General features: G+C 68.6%; 20 protein-coding genes. 9 read left to right on the top strand and 11 right to left on the bottom strand.

Translation table 11 applies throughout. The annotated features are described in order from the left end of the window. Positions 1–43: 43 nt before the first annotated feature. Both FKR81_RS29070 and FKR81_RS29065 read right to left on the bottom strand, forming a co-directional pair. A complete protein-coding gene (locus tag FKR81_RS29070) occupies positions 44–1,048 on the bottom strand; it encodes an alcohol dehydrogenase catalytic domain-containing protein (protein WP_146356561.1) in 1,005 nt (334 codons plus the stop codon). Next, entirely contained in the window at positions 1,045–2,646 is a 1,602-nt protein-coding gene (locus FKR81_RS29065) for an HAL/PAL/TAL family ammonia-lyase (RefSeq protein ID WP_146356559.1), read from the bottom strand. Before FKR81_RS29065 ends, FKR81_RS29070 begins: the two co-directional genes overlap by 4 nt. Before the next feature lie 107 nt (positions 2,647–2,753). Here FKR81_RS29065 and FKR81_RS29060 point away from each other — a divergent pair, with 107 nt between their 5' ends. Further along, positions 2,754–3,596: a patatin-like phospholipase family protein gene (locus tag FKR81_RS29060; RefSeq protein WP_146356557.1), complete on the top strand. Its 843-nt coding sequence runs from the start codon at positions 2,754–2,756 to the stop codon at positions 3,594–3,596. Here the strand turns inward: FKR81_RS29060 and rfbD are convergent. Together rfbD and rfbB are read right to left on the bottom strand one after the other, a co-directional pair. After that, on the bottom strand, positions 3,593–4,414 hold the full coding sequence (gene rfbD, locus FKR81_RS29055; protein ID WP_146356555.1) for a dTDP-4-dehydrorhamnose reductase: 822 nt from the start codon (positions 4,412–4,414) through the stop codon (positions 3,593–3,595). The genes FKR81_RS29060 and rfbD overlap by 4 nt on opposite strands. 1 nt (position 4,415) lies before the next feature. After that, positions 4,416–5,408: a dTDP-glucose 4,6-dehydratase gene (gene rfbB, locus FKR81_RS29050; protein WP_146356553.1), complete on the bottom strand. Its 993-nt coding sequence runs from the start codon at positions 5,406–5,408 to the stop codon at positions 4,416–4,418. Between the two features lie 200 nt (positions 5,409–5,608). On the opposite strand from rfbB, the gene FKR81_RS29045 reads away from it, so the two are divergent. The 3 genes from FKR81_RS29045 to FKR81_RS29035 all read left to right on the top strand — a co-directional run bounded on the left by FKR81_RS29045 (position 5,609) and on the right by FKR81_RS29035 (position 9,027). After that, a complete protein-coding gene (locus FKR81_RS29045) occupies positions 5,609–7,084 on the top strand; it encodes an LCP family protein (protein ID WP_235921832.1) in 1,476 nt (491 codons plus the stop codon). A gap of 70 nt (positions 7,085–7,154) precedes the next feature. Beyond that, positions 7,155–8,324 carry an LCP family protein gene (locus tag FKR81_RS29040; RefSeq protein WP_146356549.1) on the top strand — a complete coding sequence of 390 codons (1,170 nt, stop codon included), beginning with the start codon at positions 7,155–7,157 and terminating at the stop codon, positions 8,322–8,324. Positions 8,325–8,334: 10 nt separating this feature from the next. Then, positions 8,335–9,027 (top strand): TIGR03089 family protein, encoded by a 693-nt coding sequence (locus FKR81_RS29035; protein ID WP_146356547.1) that lies wholly within the window; start codon positions 8,335–8,337, stop codon positions 9,025–9,027. On the opposite strand, the gene FKR81_RS29030 is transcribed toward FKR81_RS29035, so the two are convergent. After that, complete coding sequence (locus FKR81_RS29030; protein WP_146356545.1) at positions 8,999–9,427, bottom strand: DoxX family protein; 429 nt, start codon at positions 9,425–9,427, stop codon at positions 8,999–9,001. The two genes, FKR81_RS29035 and FKR81_RS29030, sit on opposite strands and share 29 nt — an antisense overlap. Positions 9,428–9,558: 131 nt before the next feature. On the opposite strand from FKR81_RS29030, the gene FKR81_RS29025 reads away from it, so the two are divergent. From FKR81_RS29025 to FKR81_RS29005, 5 genes are read left to right on the top strand one after another with little or no spacing between them, the layout of a single operon-like run. After that, on the top strand, positions 9,559–9,894 hold the full coding sequence (locus FKR81_RS29025; protein WP_146356543.1) for an ArsR/SmtB family transcription factor: 336 nt from the start codon (positions 9,559–9,561) through the stop codon (positions 9,892–9,894). Beyond that, positions 9,887–10,360, top strand: a complete 474-nt coding sequence (locus tag FKR81_RS29020; RefSeq protein ID WP_146356541.1) for an SRPBCC family protein — start codon at positions 9,887–9,889, stop codon at positions 10,358–10,360. The genes FKR81_RS29025 and FKR81_RS29020 overlap by 8 nt, the downstream gene beginning before the upstream one ends. Before the next feature lie 24 nt (positions 10,361–10,384). Beyond that, a complete protein-coding gene (locus tag FKR81_RS29015; protein ID WP_146356539.1) occupies positions 10,385–10,573 on the top strand; it encodes a hypothetical protein in 189 nt (62 codons plus the stop codon). Positions 10,574–10,610: 37 nt separating this feature from the next. Continuing rightward, positions 10,611–11,315 (top strand): arsenate reductase/protein-tyrosine-phosphatase family protein, encoded by a 705-nt coding sequence (locus FKR81_RS29010; protein WP_146356537.1) that lies wholly within the window; start codon positions 10,611–10,613, stop codon positions 11,313–11,315. Next, positions 11,312–11,689, top strand: coding sequence for a VOC family protein (locus FKR81_RS29005; RefSeq protein ID WP_146356535.1), 378 nt, complete (start codon positions 11,312–11,314; stop codon positions 11,687–11,689). Before FKR81_RS29010 ends, FKR81_RS29005 begins: the two co-directional genes overlap by 4 nt. A 4-nt stretch (positions 11,690–11,693) precedes the next feature. Here FKR81_RS29005 and FKR81_RS29000 read toward each other — a convergent pair whose 3' ends face one another. From FKR81_RS29000 to FKR81_RS28975, 6 genes are all read right to left on the bottom strand, one after another. Further along, positions 11,694–12,512 (bottom strand): hypothetical protein, encoded by an 819-nt coding sequence (locus FKR81_RS29000; RefSeq protein WP_146356533.1) that lies wholly within the window; start codon positions 12,510–12,512, stop codon positions 11,694–11,696. Positions 12,513–12,610: 98 nt separating this feature from the next. Further along, positions 12,611–13,774 (bottom strand): acyl-CoA dehydrogenase, encoded by a 1,164-nt coding sequence (locus FKR81_RS28995; protein WP_146356531.1) that lies wholly within the window; start codon positions 13,772–13,774, stop codon positions 12,611–12,613. A gap of 78 nt (positions 13,775–13,852) precedes the next feature. Then, entirely contained in the window at positions 13,853–14,377 is a 525-nt protein-coding gene (purE, locus tag FKR81_RS28990) for a 5-(carboxyamino)imidazole ribonucleotide mutase (protein ID WP_146356530.1), read from the bottom strand. After that, on the bottom strand, positions 14,338–15,525 hold the full coding sequence (locus tag FKR81_RS28985) for a 5-(carboxyamino)imidazole ribonucleotide synthase (protein ID WP_146356527.1): 1,188 nt from the start codon (positions 15,523–15,525) through the stop codon (positions 14,338–14,340). The genes purE and FKR81_RS28985 overlap by 40 nt, the downstream gene beginning before the upstream one ends. A gap of 205 nt (positions 15,526–15,730) precedes the next feature. Further along, on the bottom strand, positions 15,731–16,897 hold the full coding sequence (locus FKR81_RS28980; RefSeq protein WP_146356525.1) for an HNH endonuclease signature motif containing protein: 1,167 nt from the start codon (positions 16,895–16,897) through the stop codon (positions 15,731–15,733). 247 nt (positions 16,898–17,144) lie between these two features. Continuing rightward, entirely contained in the window at positions 17,145–17,960 is an 816-nt protein-coding gene (locus tag FKR81_RS28975; protein ID WP_146356523.1) for a helix-turn-helix transcriptional regulator, read from the bottom strand. Positions 17,961–17,994: the final 34 nt, after the last annotated feature.

The following is a 17,994-nucleotide window of genomic DNA, read 5'->3' as shown; positions in this document are numbered from 1 at the left end:
TCCACTCCGCAGCAGCGAACGTGACCGACCAGCCAGTTGGTCCTCATGGCAGCACCACCATCCGAAATCGTGCGGAACCGTCCAGCATGCGGCTGAACGCGCGTTCGATGTCCTGCAACGGCACCGTCTCGACCATCGGCCGGATGCCGGTGAGCGCGCAGAACGCGAGGGTGTCCTCGATGTCCTTCGGCGTGCCGACGAGGCAGCCGGAGATCCGCCTGCCCTGGTCGATCAGCACACCGGTGTCGACGCCGATCGCGTCCGCGCAGGCACCCGCGACGATCAGCTCGCCGCGGGGCGCGAGACCGCCGACGGCCGCGCTCACGGCGGGCGCGTGCGTGATCGTGGAGAGGATCACCCTGGCGCCACCGAGATCGCGCAACGCCCCGGCGACGTCGGTCGTCCGGCTGTCGACGAAGTGCCTGGCGCCCAAGTGGTGCGCGAGCTCCTGCTTGTCCGTGCCGCGCGACACCGCGACCGTGTCGAAACCCATCTTCGCGGCGAACTGCACCGCGAGGTGGCCGAGCCCGCCGAGCCCGAGCACCGCGATGAGGTCACCGCCGGACGCGTCGCTGTGCCGCAGCGCGTTGAACGTCGTGACGCCCGCGCACATCAGCGGCGCGGCGTCCGGTGCGGAGATCTCGTCCGGGATCGCCGACAGCGCACCCGCGGGCACGACGAGCCCCTCGGCGAAGCCGCCCCGGTGCGTGATGCCGGTGATGGCGCGGCTGGTGCAGAAGACGAAGTCGCCCGCGCGGCACGGCGAGCACCGCCCGCACGAGCCGGCGCAGAACCCGACGCCGACCCGGTCACCGGTCCGCCAACCGTCCACATCGGACCCGAGCTGCTGGATGGTGCCCGCGACCTCGTGTCCGGCGACCATCGGGAACCTGGCTCCGGGGAACAGCCCCGCGGTGAACATGGCGTCGGTGTGGCAGATGCCGCAGGCGTCGACCTTGACCAGCACCTGGCCGAGTCCCGCCTCGGCGGGCCCGTCCTCGACGAGCTCGAACGGTTTGCCGGGTGCCCCGACCAGCGCGGTCCTCACCTGTCCTCGCCGAACTTCTCGGCGATGGCGCCGAACGCACCGGACTTGATGACCTCGACGAGAGCGGACAGATCGCCGTCCAGCCTGCGATCCCGGTCGAGGAACGCGATGTGCTCGCGGACCAGGTCGTACGCGGCGCGGGTGCCCTGGCCGAGCTTGTCGGCACCGCGCAGGTCGATGGCCTGACAGGTGGCGGCGAGGTTGATCGCCGCGACCTGGCGCACCAGCTCGACGACGGTTCGCGCGTCGCGCGCGCCGATCGTGCCCATGCTGACCTTGTCCTGGTTGTGCGCCTCGGTCGACCGGGAGAACGCGGTCGCGGGCATGCCGAGCTTCAGCGCCTCCGCGGTCAGCGCGGACGCGGCGAGCTGCGTGCCCTTGAACCCGTGGTGCAGGCCCAGTTCTTCGTCGTCGTCGGTGAACGGGATGAGGTTCGGCGTGAGGCCGATGTTGAACTTGTCGTCGACGAGGTGCGCGAGCTGGCGGTCGAGCAGGTCGCCGACGCTGCCCACCGCGACCTTGAGCGAGTCCATCGCCTGCACGACGTGGCCGCCGTAGAAGTTGCCGCCGTTGCGGATCGTGGCGGCCTCGATGTCGAACAGCGGGTTGTCGTTCGTGGAGTTGATCTCCACGTCGACCCAGCGGGTCGCCCACTCGACGGTGTCGTACAGCACGCCCGTCACGTGCGGTGCGCAGCGCAGCGAGTAGCGGTTCTGGATCGAGTGCTCCAGCTCCTGGAAGCGGTTGCCTCCCAGCGCCTTGTTCGCGGACAGCACCTGCGAGTACTCGCGGGCCAGCTCGGAGCCGTCGAGCAGGCCGTGGATCGTGGCGGCGCTGCGCAGCTGGCCGGGGTGCGGCTTCTGCTCGTGGATGAACGACTCGAAGTGGCCGCGGTTGCCGAGCAGCGCCTCCATCGCGAGCGCCGTGCAGACGTCCGCGACCGCGGCCAGCTCGGCCGCGTCACTGAGCGCCAGCGACGCGAACGCGGACATGAACGACGTGCCGTTGATCAGGCCGAGGCCCTCCTTGGCCTCCAGCACGACCGGTTCGAGCCCGCACTCGCGCATCGCGTGCCGCGCCGGGACGACCGAGCCGTCGAACAGCACCTCGCCGTCCCCGGTCAGCGCGTTGGCCAGATAGCACAGCGGCACCAGGTCGCCGCTCGCGCCGACCGACCCGCGCTCGGGGATCATCGGCAGGATGTCGTTGTGCAGGCAGTCGACCAGCAGGTTGATCACCTCGGGACGCACGCCCGAGTACCCGCGGGACAGGCAGTTCGCGCGGATCAGCATGGTCGCGCGCACGACCTCGGGTTCGGCCATCGGGCCGAACCCGTTCAGGTGGTACTGGACCAGGTTGCGCTGGAGCGCGACGACCTTGTCCGGGCTGATCTGCCTGACGCAGCTGTCCCCGAAACCCGTGGTGATGCCGTACATCGGCTGTCCGGTGGCGATGAGGTCGCGCATCAGCTGAACGGAGCGGACGACGCGCTTCTCCGCCTCGTCGTCCAATCTGATGACTCTTCCGTCCGGGCGACGCGCGAACGACGCGGCAGCGGACGACGTGAGCTCATCAGAACCGAGCAGAATTGATGCCATGGGAAAATCCTTCCCCGTTTCACCGACCGCACTTCAGGGGCGTGATCAAGCATAGAATCCCTAAAGCTAGGGAAACTTAGAGAACCGATAGGTTCAGACTTCCAACAATGAGGGATGAACGGGCACTCGTACTCGGTGGTGGCGGGCTGACAGGGTTCGGATGGCTGGTAGGCATGCTCGCCGCGCTCACCGAAATAGGCATTGATCTGCGTGGAAGCGATCTCACGATCGGCACTTCCTGCGGGTCGGCAGTCGGCGCCCAACATGCTTCCGGCGTCGATCCGCGAGAAATATTCGCGAAGCTAATCACGAATAACAACCCAGGGCCTGCGAGATTGCTCACTTCACAGGCGATGGCCGAGCTCGGCGCGTTGATCAGCAGCGGGAAGAACCTGGAGCTCGCTCGAGCTCGTTTGGGGCGCACCGCATTGGAAACGCCGCCCCTGGCGACGGAAGAGGAGCTGAGAGCCGGAGTTCTGGCGTTGTGCCCGTTTTCGGACTGGCCGGCGCAGCGGCTGCTCGTCACCGCCGTCGACGCGGAGAGCGGCGAGTTCGTGGCGTTCGACGCGAACAGCGGGGTGTCGCTCACCGACGCGGTGACCGCCAGCTGCGCGCTGCCGTTCGTCTACCCGCCCGCGCAGGTCGGCGGGAGGCGGTGGGTCGACGGGTTCATCCGCTCGCCCGCGAACGCGGACCTGGCCGGGAAGTGTCAGCGAATCCTCGTGCTGGCACCGATGGCGGAGGGCTTCAGCCCGATCGGCAACGTGCCGGAGCAGGTGAGCGAACTGCGCGCGCGGACGGGCGCTTCCGTCGTGACGGTGTTCGCCGACGAGACGGTCGAGGCGGTCAACACGAACCCGATGGACCCGGCGCTGCTGCCCGCGGTCGCGGAGGCCGGCTATCGCCAGGCCTCCGCGGTCGCCGCACAGGTTGCCGAGCTCTGGGGCTAGAAACCGTTCTTGAACGCGGTGGCCAGCGCTTCGCGCCAGTGCCGCAGCGGGGTGAGCCCGGCATCCGCCCACGACTTCCCGGACAGCACCGAGTAGGCGGGACGCGGTGCCGGGCGCGGGAAGTCCGCGGTGGTGCAGGGCTTCACCCGCTCCGGGTCGGCGCCCAGCTCCTCGAAGATGGCCCGTGCGAAGCCGAACCACGTCGTGTCGCCGCCGCCGGTCGCGTGCAGCAGCCGCTGCTCCGGCCGCACCCGCACCAGCTCCAGCAGCCCGGCGGCGAGGTCGGCCGACCACGTCGGCGAGCCGCGCTGGTCGTCCACGACGGACAAAGTGTCCCTTGTGGACTCCAGGTTCTGCATGGCGCGCACGAAGTTGTTGCCGGACACGCCGTACACCCACGCGGTGCGCGCGACCCAGCCGCCCGCGGCGAGCACCCGCTGCTCGCCCGCGAGCTTCGTGCGCCCGTACGCGGTGCGCGGGCCGGTGGCGTCGGTCGGCTCGTACGGCCGGTCCGCGTCACCGGGGAACACGTAGTCCGTGGACACGTGCACGAGCGGGATTCCGCGCTCGGCGCACGCCTCGGCGAGCAGGCCCGGTCCGACGGCGTTCACCTCGAACGCGCGGTCCTCGTCCGTCTCCGCCGCGTCGACGGCCGTGTAGGCGGCGCAGTTGATCACCGCCGAGGCGCCGCGGACAGCCGCGGAAACCGCTGCGGCGTCAGTGATGTCGAGCTCGGACGACGGCAGCGCGCGCACGTCGTCCGACAACGCGGCGAGGTCGTGGCCGAGCTGGCCACGACCTCCTGGCACGAGGATCACGTCAGCTCCCGGCCAGCGCGGCGCGTTCCTTCAGCGGCTCCCACCACGCGCGGTTGTCGCGGTACCACTGGACGGTGGCGGCGAGCCCCTCGGCGAAGTCGACCTGCGGCTTGTAGCCCAGCTCGGTGGAGATCTTCGAGATGTCCACGGAGTACCTGCGGTCGTGGCCCTTGCGGTCGGTGACCGGCTCGACGAACGACCAGTCGCGGCCGGTCGCCTCCAGCAGCCGCTCGGTCAGCTCGCGGTTGGTCAGCTCGGTGCCGCCGCCGATGTTGTAGATCTCGCCGGGGCGCCCGCCGTCGACGACGTGCTGGATGCCGCGGCAGTGGTCGTCGACGTGCAGCCAGTCGCGCACGTTGAGGCCGTCACCGTAAAGAGGGACCTTGCGCCCGTCCATCAGATTGGTGACGAATAGAGGGATCACCTTTTCGGGGAACTGGTGCGGGCCGTAATTGTTCGAGCACCGGGTGATGCTGACCGGCAGCCCGTGCGTGCGGTGGAACGCGCGCGCCAGCAGATCCGACGACGCCTTGGACGCCGAGTACGGGGAGTTCGGCTCGAGGATGTGGTCCTCGGTCCACGATCCCTCTTCGATGGAGCCGTACACCTCGTCCGTCGAGACGTGCACGAACTTCGAGACGCCCGCGTCGAACGCGCCCTGCAGCAGCGTCTGCGTGCCCAGCACGTTGGTCAGCACGAAGTCCGCGGAGCCGGTGATCGACCGGTCCACGTGCGACTCCGCGGCGAAGTGGACGACCGTGTCGACGCCCGCCATCAGTTCCTTGACCAGCGCACCGTCGCAGATGTCACCGCGCACGAAGCGCAGGGTGGGACTGTCCGCGACCGGGGCGAGGTTCTCCTCGCTGCCCGCGTAGGTGAGCTTGTCCAGTACGACGACCTCGGCGTCGGCGAGCGAGCTGTAAGCACCGCTCACCAACTGCCGCACGTAGTGCGAGCCGATGAAGCCGGCCCCGCCCGTCACCAGTACGCGCATACCCGTGTCCTCCTGTGTGGGTCGGTCGTCGCAGTCTGTCACGTGCACCATCGGTGCAACCCACCGCGACGTCACATCGTCTGTCATATAAAAGAGGTGCGACTAAGCTGAGGTATATGGGGGAGGAACGAAAGGTGGAAGACAGGAGTGGTCCTGTTCGCATCACAGCGACGCCGACCACTGCTTCGTTCCGCGCGTTCATGATCACGGCTCGCACCTTCGTGGCACTGCTGGCGACGGCAGTGCTCTTGGTCACGTGGTACGGGTGGGCGTTCCAGCGCGACCTGAACGCCGGCGTCGTGACGACGGACGTCTTCGGTTCGGACCAGGGCGCGGCCGGGCCCGCCCGCAAGCCGCTCGACGGCGCGGTCGACATCCTGCTCGTCGGCGTGGACAGCCGCACGGACGCGCAGGGCAACCCGCTGTCCCGAGAGGTGCTCGCGATGCTGAACGGCGGCATCGCGGACGGCGAGATGAACACCGACACGATGATCCTGGTGCACATCCCGGTCGACGGGACGCGTGCCGTCGCGATCTCCTTCCCCCGCGACGCGTACGTCGACATCGCCGACGGGTTCGGCAAACACAAGATCAACTCCGCGTTCGCGCGGCAGAAGAACCAGACGGACACCGACCTGCGCAACAAGGGCGTCACCGACGAGGCGCGGCTGCGCACCGAGTCGATGACCGCCGGGCGCAAGACGTTGATCAAGACGATCGAGAAGATGACCGGCGACGCCGTGAAGATCGACCGGTACGCCGAGGTCAACCTCGCCTCGTTCTACGAGGTCACCACCGCCATCGGCGGCGTCGACGTCTGCCTCAAGGAGGCGACCAGCGACTCCGACTCGGGCGCGAACTTCCAGGCGGGCAAGCAGACGATCGCGGGCGCGCAGGCGCTGTCGTTCGTGCGGCAGCGCAAGAACCTGCCGAACGGCGACCTCGACCGGATCGTGCGCCAGCAGGTGTTCATCGGCGCGCTGGCCAAGAAGGTGCTGTCGTCGGGCACGCTGACCGACACGGACAAGCTGAGCGGGCTGGTCGACGCGGTCAAGAAGTCGGTCGTGCTGAGCCAGGGCTGGGACATCGCCACGTTCGCCGAGCAGATGCAGGGCCTGGTGAGCGGCAACATCCAGTTCCGCACCATCCCGGTCGGCCCGCCGACCGACACCTACGGCGACGGCAACGTGCTTCCGGTCAACCCGGCGCAGGTGAAGAAGTTCATCACCGAGCTCGCGACCGACAAGCCGACCGGCAGCTCGTCGCCCGCGCCGACGTCGTCCTCCGTGCCCGCACCGCCGAACTCGTCGATCACGGTCGGCGTGAACAACGCGTCGGGCATCCAGGGCCTCGCGGCGCAAGTGCTGAACACGTTGACCGCCAAGGGTTTCGTCCGCGGTGCGGCCCGCACGGTCGCCGTCGCGGACACGACGGTCGTGCGGTACGGCGAGGGCGACGAGGCGAGCGCGCGCAAGGTCGCCGCCGAGGTCGGGCCGGACGTCCAGATCGAGGTCGACCCCGACGTGACCAAGGGGACCGTGCAGGTCGACATCGGCACGGACTACTCCGCTCCCAGCTCCGAGGACGTCGAGACCCAGAACGCGCCGGGATCGACGACACCCCCGTCGAGCTCCACCCCTCCCATCACCGCCGATGGTGTGGCCTGCATCAACTGACGCGGAAATGCCGGTGTGCGGCGTCCGCACTGGATAGCCTGGTCGCACACACCGTTCGTTGGAGGAACCGTTGAGCGCTGCCGCACGTGCGAAGAAGGCTCTGCTGATCACCAGCAGGGTGTTCGTCGCGCTGCTCGCGGTCGTCACGCTCGCGGTCTCCGGCTACAGCTGGACGACGCTGCGGCGGGTGCAGGAGAGCGTCAACACGACGAACATCCTGAACGTGCTGGAGGACATCCCGAACTCACCGTCCGCAGAGGACGGTGCGACGGACATCCTGCTGGTCGGCAGCGACAGCAGGCACGACGCGCAGGGCAGGCTGCTGCCCGCCGACGTGCTGAAGGCGTTGCGCACCGAGGCGACCGACGGCGTCAGCACGGACACGCTCATCCTGATCCGCATCCCGCACAACGGCGGCAAGGCGAACGCGATCTCCATCCCGCGCGACACCTACGTGCCGATCGCGGGCTTCCGCGAGGACAAGATCAACTCTGCGTACGGCGCGGTGAAGTTCCTGACCGCGGAACGCCTGCAGGCCGAGGGCGTCTCGGACCTGGCCGAGCGGGAGAAGAAGTCGGACGAGGCGGGCCGCAAGGCGCTGGTGCAGGCCGTCCAGGAGCTGACGGGCCTGCGCGTCGACCACTACGCCGAGGTCAACCTGTACGGCTTCTACCTGCTGACCGAGGTGATCGGCGGCGTGCCGGTGTGCCTCAAGGCCGCGACGTCGGACCCGAACTCGGGCGCGAACTTCCGCGCCGGTGAGCAGCTGGTGCAGGGCGCCGACGCGCTGTCGTTCGTGCGGCAGCGCAACATGCCGAACGGCGACCTCGGCCGCATCGCGCGGCAGCAGGCGTTCATGTCGGCGGCGGTGAAGCAGCTGCTGTCCGCGGGTACCTTCACCGACCAGTCGAAGATGAGCGGGCTGCTGGACGCGGTGTCGAAGTCCGTCGTGATCGACGAGGACCTGAACATCGCGACGCTGGCGCAGCAGGCGCAGTCGCTGGCGTCCGGCAACGTCGAGTTCGCGACGATCCCGGTCACGAACATCGACTTCCGCAACGAACGCGGTCAGTCGGTGGTGACCGTCGACCGCGAGGCCGTGAAGGCGTTCGTGGCGCAGCTGGTCGGCGCGACTTCACCGGCCCCGACCCCGTCGTCGCGGTTCGGCGGTGGCAAGCTGGTGCAGCTGGACGGCACGTTCCCCTCCGCCGCCCAGGCCGGTGTGCCCTGCGTCGACTAGGAGTTCCGTGGTGAGCGTGACCGAGATCCTGTTCGGACCGCTGGTCGCCGCGGACCCCGGACGTCCGCTCATCACCCACTACGACGACGCCGCTGTCACCCGGATCGAGCTCTCGCGCGCGACCGTGCGGAACTGGGCGGCCAAGACGGCGAACTGGTTGCGCGACGAGCACGACGTGCAGCCCGGTGATCCCGTCGCGGTGCTGCTGCCCGCGCACTGGCAGACCGTGGGCGTCCTGCTGGGCGCGTGGTGGTGCGGGGCGCACGTGGTGACCACCGATGTCGCCGCGGCCGTTGCCGTTGTGCCGCCTGGTGGTTCGGCCGCGGCGGACGTGGTGGCCGTGGCGTCGCTGCACCCGATGGGCGCGGGGTCCGGCGCACCGGTCGACTACAACGACGACGTGCGGGTGCACGGTGACGACTTCTCGCCGTGGGCCGCTCTCGACGGCTCGGCACCCGCGCTCGACTCGTCCGATGTGGACTCACTGGTGGCTGCGGCCCGCACCCGTGCTGCCGCATTGGGAATCGGTCTCGACTCGCGCGTGATGTCCACTGTGGAGTGGCCCGGCGGCCTGCTGGACGGTTTCCTGGCCGTACTGGCGGGTGGCGGCACGCTGGTGCAGGTGAGCAGTCCCGACGCGGAGCGGATGCCCGCGCGCCGGGACAGCGAGAAGATCACACTCGAGCTGGGGACTTCTTCCTGAACAGCACCCGGTCGAGCGCGTACGCGCCACCGTTGAACCCGAGCGCGAGCGCCGCCACACCCAGCACCAGCACGAGCTCGTAGCCGCCCTGGCCGAGCAGCCCGTTGGGCAGGTGGACGATCGCCAGCGCGCCGGCCATGTCGACGGCGAGCAGGAGACCGGCGATCGGCAGCGCGACGCCCAGGACGAGCGCGAGCCCGCCACCGACCTCGACGACGGCCGCGAACCAGGCCGACAGCGTGGGCAGCGGCACGCCCATCTTCTCGAACGAAGCGGCCGTGCCATCGAGTCCCCACTCGGAGATCTTCTGCCAGCCGTGCGCGATGAAGACGACCCCGACCCCGATGCGGGCGATCAGCGCGGTCACGTCCTTCAGCCGTTCCATGACACTCCCCGACATAGTTCGAATTTTAACTACATTGTACCGATTTCAACCAGTTGCGGACTGTCGGGACCCTGTCGATTGCCTCTTGACTTCCTGTCCAGCGCGTCTAACCTAGTAGTTAATTAACCGAGCGGTTAGGCACTCTCATGGCAACGGACCCACTGAGCCTCGTGTTCGCGGCACTGGCCGACCCGACCCGCCGCGCGATCCTCGCGCGACTGGCTGAGGGTGAGGCCACCGTGAAGGAGCTCTCGGCACCGTTCGCGATGAGCGGGCCTGCGATCACCAAGCACCTGCACGTGCTGGAGCGGGCCGGGTTGATCACCCGAGGCCGGGAGGCGCAGTGGCGTCCCTGCCTGCTGTCGGCCGCGCCGTTGCGGGAGGTCTCCGCGTGGGCGGAGAACTTCCGCCAGTTCTGGGACGCGTCCTACACGCGTCTCGACGCACTCCTCGAAGAGATGAAGGAGCAATCCGATGACTGAAACCCTCGTCACGCTGCCCTCGGACACCGAGATCACGATGACCCGCGTGTTCAACGCCCCGGCTTCCCTGGTGTGGAAGGCGTTCACCACGCCGGCGCTGGTGCAGCGGTGGCTGCTGGGCCCCGACGGCTGGACCATGCCGATCTGCGAGATCGATCTCCAGGTGGGCGGCAAGTGGCGCTACGGCTGGGCACCGTCCGACGCCGAAGGCGCCCCGTTCGAGATGTACGGCTCGTACGAGGAGCTCACGCCCCACTCGCGCATCGTCCACACCGAACACTTCGAGGACAACCCGCCCGCGCAGGTGACCACGACCTTCGTCGAGTCCGACGGCGTGACCACCATGACGGCGACGATGCAGCTGCCGTCGCTGGAAGTCCGCGACGCCGTGCTGGCGACGGGGATGTCCGACGGCGCGGGCCGTTCGTACGACCGCCTCGCTGAGCTGCTCCCGACGTTCGAGTGACGCCCTTTCTGCTTCGATGGGTGCATGACCTTCGACCTGAGCACCCTGTCCGGGCGGCCCGTGGCTGACGCCGTGGGCCGCCTCGAGTCCGACGGGTACGACGTCCAGGTGCTGGACCTGGACACGAACCCGATGGTGACGATGGACTTCCGCGAGGACCGCATGCGCGTGTGGCACCGCGGAGGCGTCGTCGATCACGTCACGAACGGCTGACAGGTCCATCAAACCAGTTTGATGTATTGTCGGGGGCGTGGAGCCTCCGGCGTTCGTACGGCTGGCCGCACACCCCCTGCGGTGGCGGTTGCTGACGTCGCTGGCCGCGGGCGACCACCGGGTCCGCGAGCTGACGGACCTGGTCGGCGAACCGCAGAACCTGGTCTCCTACCACCTGCGCCTGCTGCGCGAGGAGGGCCTGGTCGCGTCCCGCCGCAGCGACTTCGACGGCCGCGACAGCTACTACCACCTGGACCTGGACCGCTGCTCCTCGGCGCTGGCCTCGGTCGGCGCCGCACTCCACCCGGCGCTGCGTCCCTCTCCGTCGACGACGTTCGCACCGCGCCACGTGCTCTTCACGTGCACGGGCAACAGCGCCCGTTCCCCCGTCGCCGAGGCGTTGCTGCGCCACCACACCCGCGGCCAGGTGTCGGTCACCAGCGCGGGCAGCCATCCGAAGCCGCACATCAACCCGCACGCGGTGCTCGCGTTGCGCTCGGGCTACGGCATCGACATCGCCGCGCACCCGCGTTCTCTGGACGAGGTGGCAGGCCACCGGTTCGACCACGTGATCAGCCTGTGCGACAGGGTCCGCGAGGTCCTGCCCGCGTTCCCCGGCTCAGTGCGGACCCACTGGAGCCTGGCCGAGCCCGACACCTATCCCGTGTTCCAGCGCATCACCGCGGAGATCGACACCCGCGTCCGCCACCTGCTGCCCTCACTCCAGGAGGTACCGGCATGACCGCTCCCCAGTTGGCCAGCGTTCGCTACCTGGTCGACGACGTGCAGGCCGCCGTCGACTTCTACACGACCCACCTCGGCTTCACCGCCCACACCAACGCCGCACCCGCGTTCGCCGACGTGGTCCGCGGCCCGCTGCGCCTGCTGCTGTCCGGCCCGGCGAGCTCCGGGGCCCGCGCCACCCCCGCCGACTCCGGTGCCGCGGGCCGCAACCGCATCCACCTCGTCGTCAGCGACCTCGACGCCGAGATCTCCCGGCTGCAGGCCGCCGGGCTGCAGTTCCGCAGCGACCTCGTCTCGGGGCCCGGCGGTCGTCAGATCCTGATCGCCGACCCGGCGGGCAACCTGGTCGAGCTGTTCGAGCCCCGGAGTTGATCATTTACGAGGCCCTGTCCAACTCCTGTCGCAGCCGGTGGACGAGCTTGGCCGCGTAGTCGCGTTCGTGTTCCTGCCAAAAGATTCCGCGTTCGGAAATCTTGGTGAGGACGATCTCCTGGAACACGAGGTCCGTCCCGTACGCGGGTTCGTCTTTGAAGAACATGATGACGTTCGCTGGCGTGAACAAGCCGGGATCGCTGATCGCGACGAACCTGACCTGCACTGTGTCGCCTCCGACGTTGCGCCGCAACCTCCGCACCTTGCTTTCCACATCAGGAAGGTCGGCGGGGTGAAAATAGACGTAGCGCGTTCCCGTGGCCACGTTCTTCTTCACCATGGCTGTTGTCTTGGCCGCACTGAGGTCCGGCTCGAGGTCGTGGGTCAGCAACCACACCTCGCGCACCTCTCGCGAGGACTCCAGCCTGCCGAGCCAGTCGGTGGTCCAGATGATCCGGCGATCGATCAAGGTCCCGATCTCGGTGTTCCGGTAGCCGACCTGGACCTCGACGTACTTCGCCGTCAACGTCCGAATGGCCATGACCTGACCGTGCGCGCGTTCCATCTGACTGAGTCGCGTGGACTCATCGCCCGCATTGACGAAATGCGTGTTCCACACGACGGATTCAGCGATGCCGTGCACGGTCTGCAATGCGGCTGACAGTTCGAGAACCTTGATGTCGGACTTGAGCCACACCCAGATCGCGAACACAAAGGCGATGATCGAGATCACGCCGCTCACCACGGCAAGCCAACTCATCAGGTCCATGTCCACTCCCCCGCCATCGTCGGCAAATTCGACGATGGCAGGTTCGGCGAACACAGGACATACGCCAGTAGGGCTGTGTGCCTACTGACTCGCCCTTCAACGCGAAGAGGCTCCTGATCACGTGGACCAGGAGCCTCTCGACTGGGGCGTGCTCAGCCCTTGAGCAGGGCGCGGGACATGACGACCCGCTGAATCTGGTTGGTGCCCTCGTAGATCTGCGTGATCTTCGCGTCGCGCATCATGCGCTCGACGGGGAAGTCGCGCGTGTAGCCGGCGCCACCGAAGAGCTGCACGGCGTCGGTGGTGACCTCCATGGCCACGTCGGACGCGAAGCACTTGGCGGCGGCGGTGATGAAGCCGATGTTCTGCTCGCCGCGCTCGGCCTTGGCGGCGGCCGCGTACACCATGTGGCGGGCGGCCTCGATCTTCATCGCCATGTCGGCGAGCATGAACTGGACGCCCTGGAAGTCGGCGATCGACTTGCCGAACTGCTTGCGGTCCTTGACGTAGTCGACCGCTGCCTCGAGTGCGCCCTGCGCGATGCCGACGGCCTGGGCGCCGATGGTCGGGCGGGTGTGGTCGAGGGTCGCGAGTGCCGTCTTCAGGCCGGTGCCGGGGTCGCCGATGGTGCGGTCGGCCGGGATCGTGCAGTTCTCGAAGTAGATCTCGCGGGTCGGTGAGCCCTTGATGCCGAGCTTGCGCTCCTTCGGGCCCACCGAGAAGCCGGGGTCGTCCTTGTGGACGACGAACGCCGAGATGCCCGCGGACTTCTTGGCTGCCTTGGGGTCCGTCACGGCCATGACGGTGTACCAGGAGGACTCGCCGGCGTTGGTGATCCAGCACTTGGTGCCGTTGAGCACCCAGTGGTCACCGTCCAGCAGGGCCCGCGTGCGCATGGACGCCGTGTCGGAGCCCGCCTCGCGCTCGGACAGCGCGTAGGACGCCATGGCCTCGCCGGACGCGATGGACGGCAGGACCTGCTGCTTCAGCGACTCGGACGCCGAGAGCAGGATCGGCATGGTGCCGAGCTTGTTCACGGCCGGGATCAGGGACGACGACGCGCAGACGCGCGCGATCTCCTCGATCACGATGCACGTCGCGACGGAGTCCGCGCCCTGGCCGTCGTAGGCCTCGGGGATGTGGACGCCCGCGAAACCCGACTTGACGAGGGCGTTGTGCGCCTCGGACGGGTAGCGCTCCTGCTCGTCGACGTCGGCGGCGAAGGGCTTGATCTCCTTCTCGGCGAGCGAGCGCACGGCCTCTCGCAGCGCCTCGTGCTCCTCGGCGAGCTGGTAGGTGCCGAAGCTCGGGTTCACCGGTGTTACCTCCCAGTAGGATTATCTGAGAGGAATGTTAGCGAACGTTCACCTGGCACGTCGTGTGCCGTTGCGCACTTATAGGGATTTCTGCAGAGCTGCGTCCTTGTCCAGCACCAACTGCTCCAGCGACGCCTGGAACGCGGCCATGCGTTCCTGCAGTGCGGGATCGGACGCGGCCAGGATGCGCACGGCCAGCAGGCCCGCGTTGCGCGCGCCGCCGACGGAGACGGTCGCCACCGGCACGCCCGCGGGCATTTGGACGATCGACAGCAGCGAGTCCATGCCGTCCAGGTACTTCAGCGGCACCGGCACGCCGATGACCGGCAGCACCGTCGCGGAGGCGACCATGCCCGGCAGGTGCGCCGCGCCGCCCGCGCCCGCGATGATCACGCGCAGGCCGCGCTCGGCGGCCGTCGTCGCGTAGTCGAGCATGCGCTGCGGCGTGCGGTGCGCGGAGACCACGCTGACCTCGAACGGCACGTCGAACTCGGCCAGCGCCTCGGTGGCGGCCTTCATCACCGGCCAGTCCGAGTCGCTGCCCATGATCACGCCGACCTGCGTCACTCCGTGCCTCCGTGAATGTCGTATCCGTCGAGCCATTCGCCCGTGGAAAGCCAATGCGCGGACAGCTTGGCCCTTGAGCGAACGGCTTCCATCTCGGCGCCGAGGAAGGTCACGTGCCCGATCTTGCGACCCGGCCGCTCCTCCTTGCCGTACAGGTGCACGTGGGCGTCCGGGAACCGCGCGAACAGGTGGTGCAGGCGCTCGTCCGGGCCCATCGCGACCGGCGTCATCGCGCCCAGCACGTTCGCCATGACGACCGCGGGTGCCATGAGGTCGGTCGCGCCGAGCGGGTAGTCGAGCACCGCGCGCAGGTGCTGTTCGAACTGGGACGTCCGCGCGCCCTCGATCGTCCAGTGGCCCGAGTTGTGCGGACGCATCGCGAGCTCGTTCACGACCACACCGGACGCGGTCTCGAACAGTTCGACCGCCAACACACCGACGACGCCGAGCGCGTCCGCGACCTGGAGCGCAAGCGCTTGCGCGGCCTCACCGTCCACTCCGGGCGCGGGGGCGAGCACCTCGACGCAGATGCCGTCTCGCTGCACGGTCTCGACGACCGGCCACGCCGCGCCCTGCCCGAACGGCGAGCGCGCGACCAGCGCGGCCAGCTCGCGGCGCATCGGCACGCACTGCTCGACCATGAGCGGCGTTCCGGCGGCCAGCAGTTCCGGCACCACGCGTTCGGCGCTCGACGGCGTGTTCAGCATCCACACGCCCTTGCCGTCGTACCCGCCGCGCACCGCCTTCAGCACGCACGGCCAGCCCTCGGCGGCGCCGAAGCGCAGCACGTCCTGGACGTTCGAGACCGCCGCGTACGGCGGGACCGGCAGGCCGAGCGACGACAGCTTCTCGCGCATCTCCCACTTGTCCTGCGCGTACAGCAGCGCTTCCGGACCGGGGAACACCTTCACGCCTTCGGCGAGCAGCGCCCGCAGGTGCTCGCCGGGCACGTGCTCGTGGTCGAACGTGACGACCTCGCAGCCCTTCGCGAACGCGCGCAACGCGTCGAGGTCCGTGTGCGTGCCCAGCACGACGTCACGGGCGACCAGGGCGGCGGGGTCCGATTCGGACGCGGCGAGCACGCGCAGGGACTGGCCGAGCGGGATCGCGGCCTGGTGCGTCATGCGCGCGAGCTGGCCGCCACCGATCATGCCGACGACGGGGAGACGGGTTCGGGAGTCCACGGGTTACGCACTCTACTGGGCTAAATGGCTGGTCCATCGCGCGACCGCAGGTAAGCGGCCGGGAGCGTGGGTTGCCGGGCTTCGCCCGGACCACGCGTGATGCCTCCTCCGTCGGCGTCACGCGTACCGAGTTCTTGGGTGGCTTGGCACCGTGGTCCCGATCCGATGCTTGCCTTGCGAGATTCTCGTTGCGTTGAGTCCGTGGTTACCGGGCGGTGGCTCGCCTTTTCATTCTTTCTCTTGGTTCATAGTTGAAGCCGGGGAGGACTGGTTCGGGTTCGCGGATGTAGACGCGGCCGGTGGGGCTGACGCACCGGAATGTGCCTGGGGAGGGTTGGGTGATTTGCCAGGCTGATTCGTGCTTGAGGCGGTGGTCGTGTCCGCACCGGGGGCCGAGGTTGTGGTCGGCGGTCGGGCCTTCGGGGAACGGGACCGTGTGGTCGAGGTCGCAGCGGGTGGCTTTCGCGGTGCAGCCGTACTGGGTGCAGGTCTTGTCCCGCGCCCACATGAACCGGCGCAGATGCGCCGGGGGCCGGTAGGTGCTGGTGCCGACATCGAGCAGGGCGCCGGAGGCCGGGTCGGTGAGCAGACGGCGCCAGGTCGCGTCCCCGGCGAGTTCGCGGGCCAGGTCGGCGCTGATCGGCCCGTAGCCGTCCATCTCGCCGGGATGCTCGTCGAGACCCATCAGCGTAGTGGCCGAGACGGTGACCAGCAGCTCGACCTTGACCGGGCTGGCGTTGTCCGGGGTCGCGAGCAGCAGGTCGGCGACGACGTCGGCGCGGCGCTGGTTGAGGGTGCGGGTGTCACCGGGGAACTTCGCGGCGCGGGCGAGCTTGTCGACGCGCAGCCAGCTGACCATGGCTTTGTCGGCGGGCATGGTGACCCACAGTTTGGCCATGTCGTCCTCGAGGGACTCCATCCCGGCGGCGCGGGCGGCTTTCTTGGCTTCGGCGCGTTCGCGGGTTCCGTCGGGGTCGACGCTCATCACGATCCGCCGCCCTCGGCGCCGCATCTGCACGCTGGTCTGCTCGGGCGCCTTGGTGAGTACGCGTTGTTCGACCTCGGCCGCCTGCTCAGCACTGAGTGGCAGGGTCTGGGTGTGGATGATCTGTGCTTTGTAGAGGTCGATCTCGCCCTTCTCCAGGGCGTCGACCGTCAACGGCAGCCGCGACACGAGATCCCGGGAGACCATCATCCGGTCCTCGGTCCAGTTCCGGGTCCAGTGCATCATCGCGGCGATCTCGGAGGACGCGAACTCGTCCTGCCACGTGAGTTCGGCGTATTCACCCAATGCGCGAACCTGCTGGGCCTGCCAGTAGTCGATCTGTTTCTGGCAGTGCTGGATTGTGTCGAGAGCCCCCTCGATGTTCACAACGAACACATTACCGCACAATTGTTCGAACCGCTGTCACTCGTTAGAGTCACGTACTCATCCATAATCGTTGAGGCGGAAGGAAAAGAACGAAAAGACGAGCCACCACCCGGCGACTACGGACTCAACGCGACCAAACCACGAAACCGACCACCGGACCGGACCACGGTGCCAAGCCACCCAAGAATCCGGTACGGGTGACGCCGACGAAGGAGGCATCACCCGTGGTCCGGGCGAAGCCCGGCACTCATCCACCCGGCGACAGGACCCACAGCTGCGCGGGATCGTCAACGGCCCGTTCACGCAACAAGTCGAGCCGAGCGGCGGTGACCGAGCCGGGCGGTGCCGTGTGCAGCACCAGCCGCTGGTCCTGCTCGGGCGACAGGAGCACCTCGCAGTCGAGCTCCAGCAGCCCCACGACCGGGTGCACGATCCGCTTGCGCGCCGACCGCCGCACGGCCACCTCCTGCTCCGCCCACAGCCGCGCGAACAGAGGACTCTCCAGCAGCGAGTCGACCAGCGGCCGGACCGAGGGCCGCCTGGCCAGCGTCGCGCGCAGGTCGGCGACGTGCGAGCGAGCGACGTCGAGACGATCCGGCGCCGGGATGCGGCTCTCCAGCCCGGACAGGAAGAACAGCCGGAACAGGTTCAACCCGTCCTCGACCTCGGGAAACACCAGCGAGGCCAGCGGCGTCCACGCCAGCACGTCACCCGTGTCGGTGATCACCGTGGCGCAGTCGGACTGCAAGCGGGAGAGCAGGAGCCGCAGGCCCGGCCGGAGCGAACCGGGACCAGCGGCGGGCACCGGCACGTCGACCAGCCGGAACAGGTAGTCGCGCTCGTCGGTGGACAGCTCCAGAGCACGTGCGAGCCCGGCCACCACGGAGGCCGACGGGTGCGGACCGCGGGCCTGTTCGAGACGCGTGTAGTAGTCGGTCGACATCCCGGCCAGCGAGGCGACCTCCTCGCGACGCAGCCCAGGTGTCCGTCGGCGGCCATCGGCCAACGGCGTCATCCGCTCCCGGCGAGCGCGCAGGAAGCGGGCCAGCTCCTGTCGGTCCACGACCACGAGGTTAGCCGGGGATCAACAGTCCCTG

The sequence above is a fragment of the Lentzea tibetensis genome (genome assembly GCF_007845675.1).
Taxonomy (GTDB): Bacteria; Actinomycetota; Actinomycetes; order Mycobacteriales; family Pseudonocardiaceae; genus Lentzea; species Lentzea tibetensis.
The sequence above is the reverse complement of the archived record's forward strand: the minus strand, read 5'-3'. Positions and strand labels throughout refer to the sequence as shown.

What these genes read in the sequence shown, in the direction of transcription:
- FKR81_RS29060 (WP_146356557.1), top strand. Translation starts at nt 2,754, where the DNA reads ATGAGGGATGAACGGGCACTCGTACTCGGTGGTGGCGGGCTGACAGGG.
- FKR81_RS29065 (WP_146356559.1), bottom strand. Translation starts at nt 2,646, where the DNA reads ATGGCATCAATTCTGCTCGGTTCTGATGAGCTCACGTCGTCCGCTGCC.
- FKR81_RS29005 (WP_146356535.1), top strand. Translation starts at nt 11,312, where the DNA reads ATGACCGCTCCCCAGTTGGCCAGCGTTCGCTACCTGGTCGACGACGTG.
- rfbB (WP_146356553.1), bottom strand. Translation starts at nt 5,408, where the DNA reads ATGCGCGTACTGGTGACGGGCGGGGCCGGCTTCATCGGCTCGCACTAC.
- FKR81_RS29015 (WP_146356539.1), top strand. Translation starts at nt 10,385, where the DNA reads ATGACCTTCGACCTGAGCACCCTGTCCGGGCGGCCCGTGGCTGACGCC.
- FKR81_RS29030 (WP_146356545.1), bottom strand. Translation starts at nt 9,427, where the DNA reads ATGTCGGGGAGTGTCATGGAACGGCTGAAGGACGTGACCGCGCTGATC.
- FKR81_RS29045 (WP_235921832.1), top strand. Translation starts at nt 5,609, where the DNA reads ATGATCACGGCTCGCACCTTCGTGGCACTGCTGGCGACGGCAGTGCTC.
- FKR81_RS29020 (WP_146356541.1), top strand. Translation starts at nt 9,887, where the DNA reads ATGACTGAAACCCTCGTCACGCTGCCCTCGGACACCGAGATCACGATG.
- FKR81_RS29025 (WP_146356543.1), top strand. Translation starts at nt 9,559, where the DNA reads ATGGCAACGGACCCACTGAGCCTCGTGTTCGCGGCACTGGCCGACCCG.
- purE (WP_146356530.1), bottom strand. Translation starts at nt 14,377, where the DNA reads ATGGCTCGACGGATACGACATTCACGGAGGCACGGAGTGACGCAGGTC.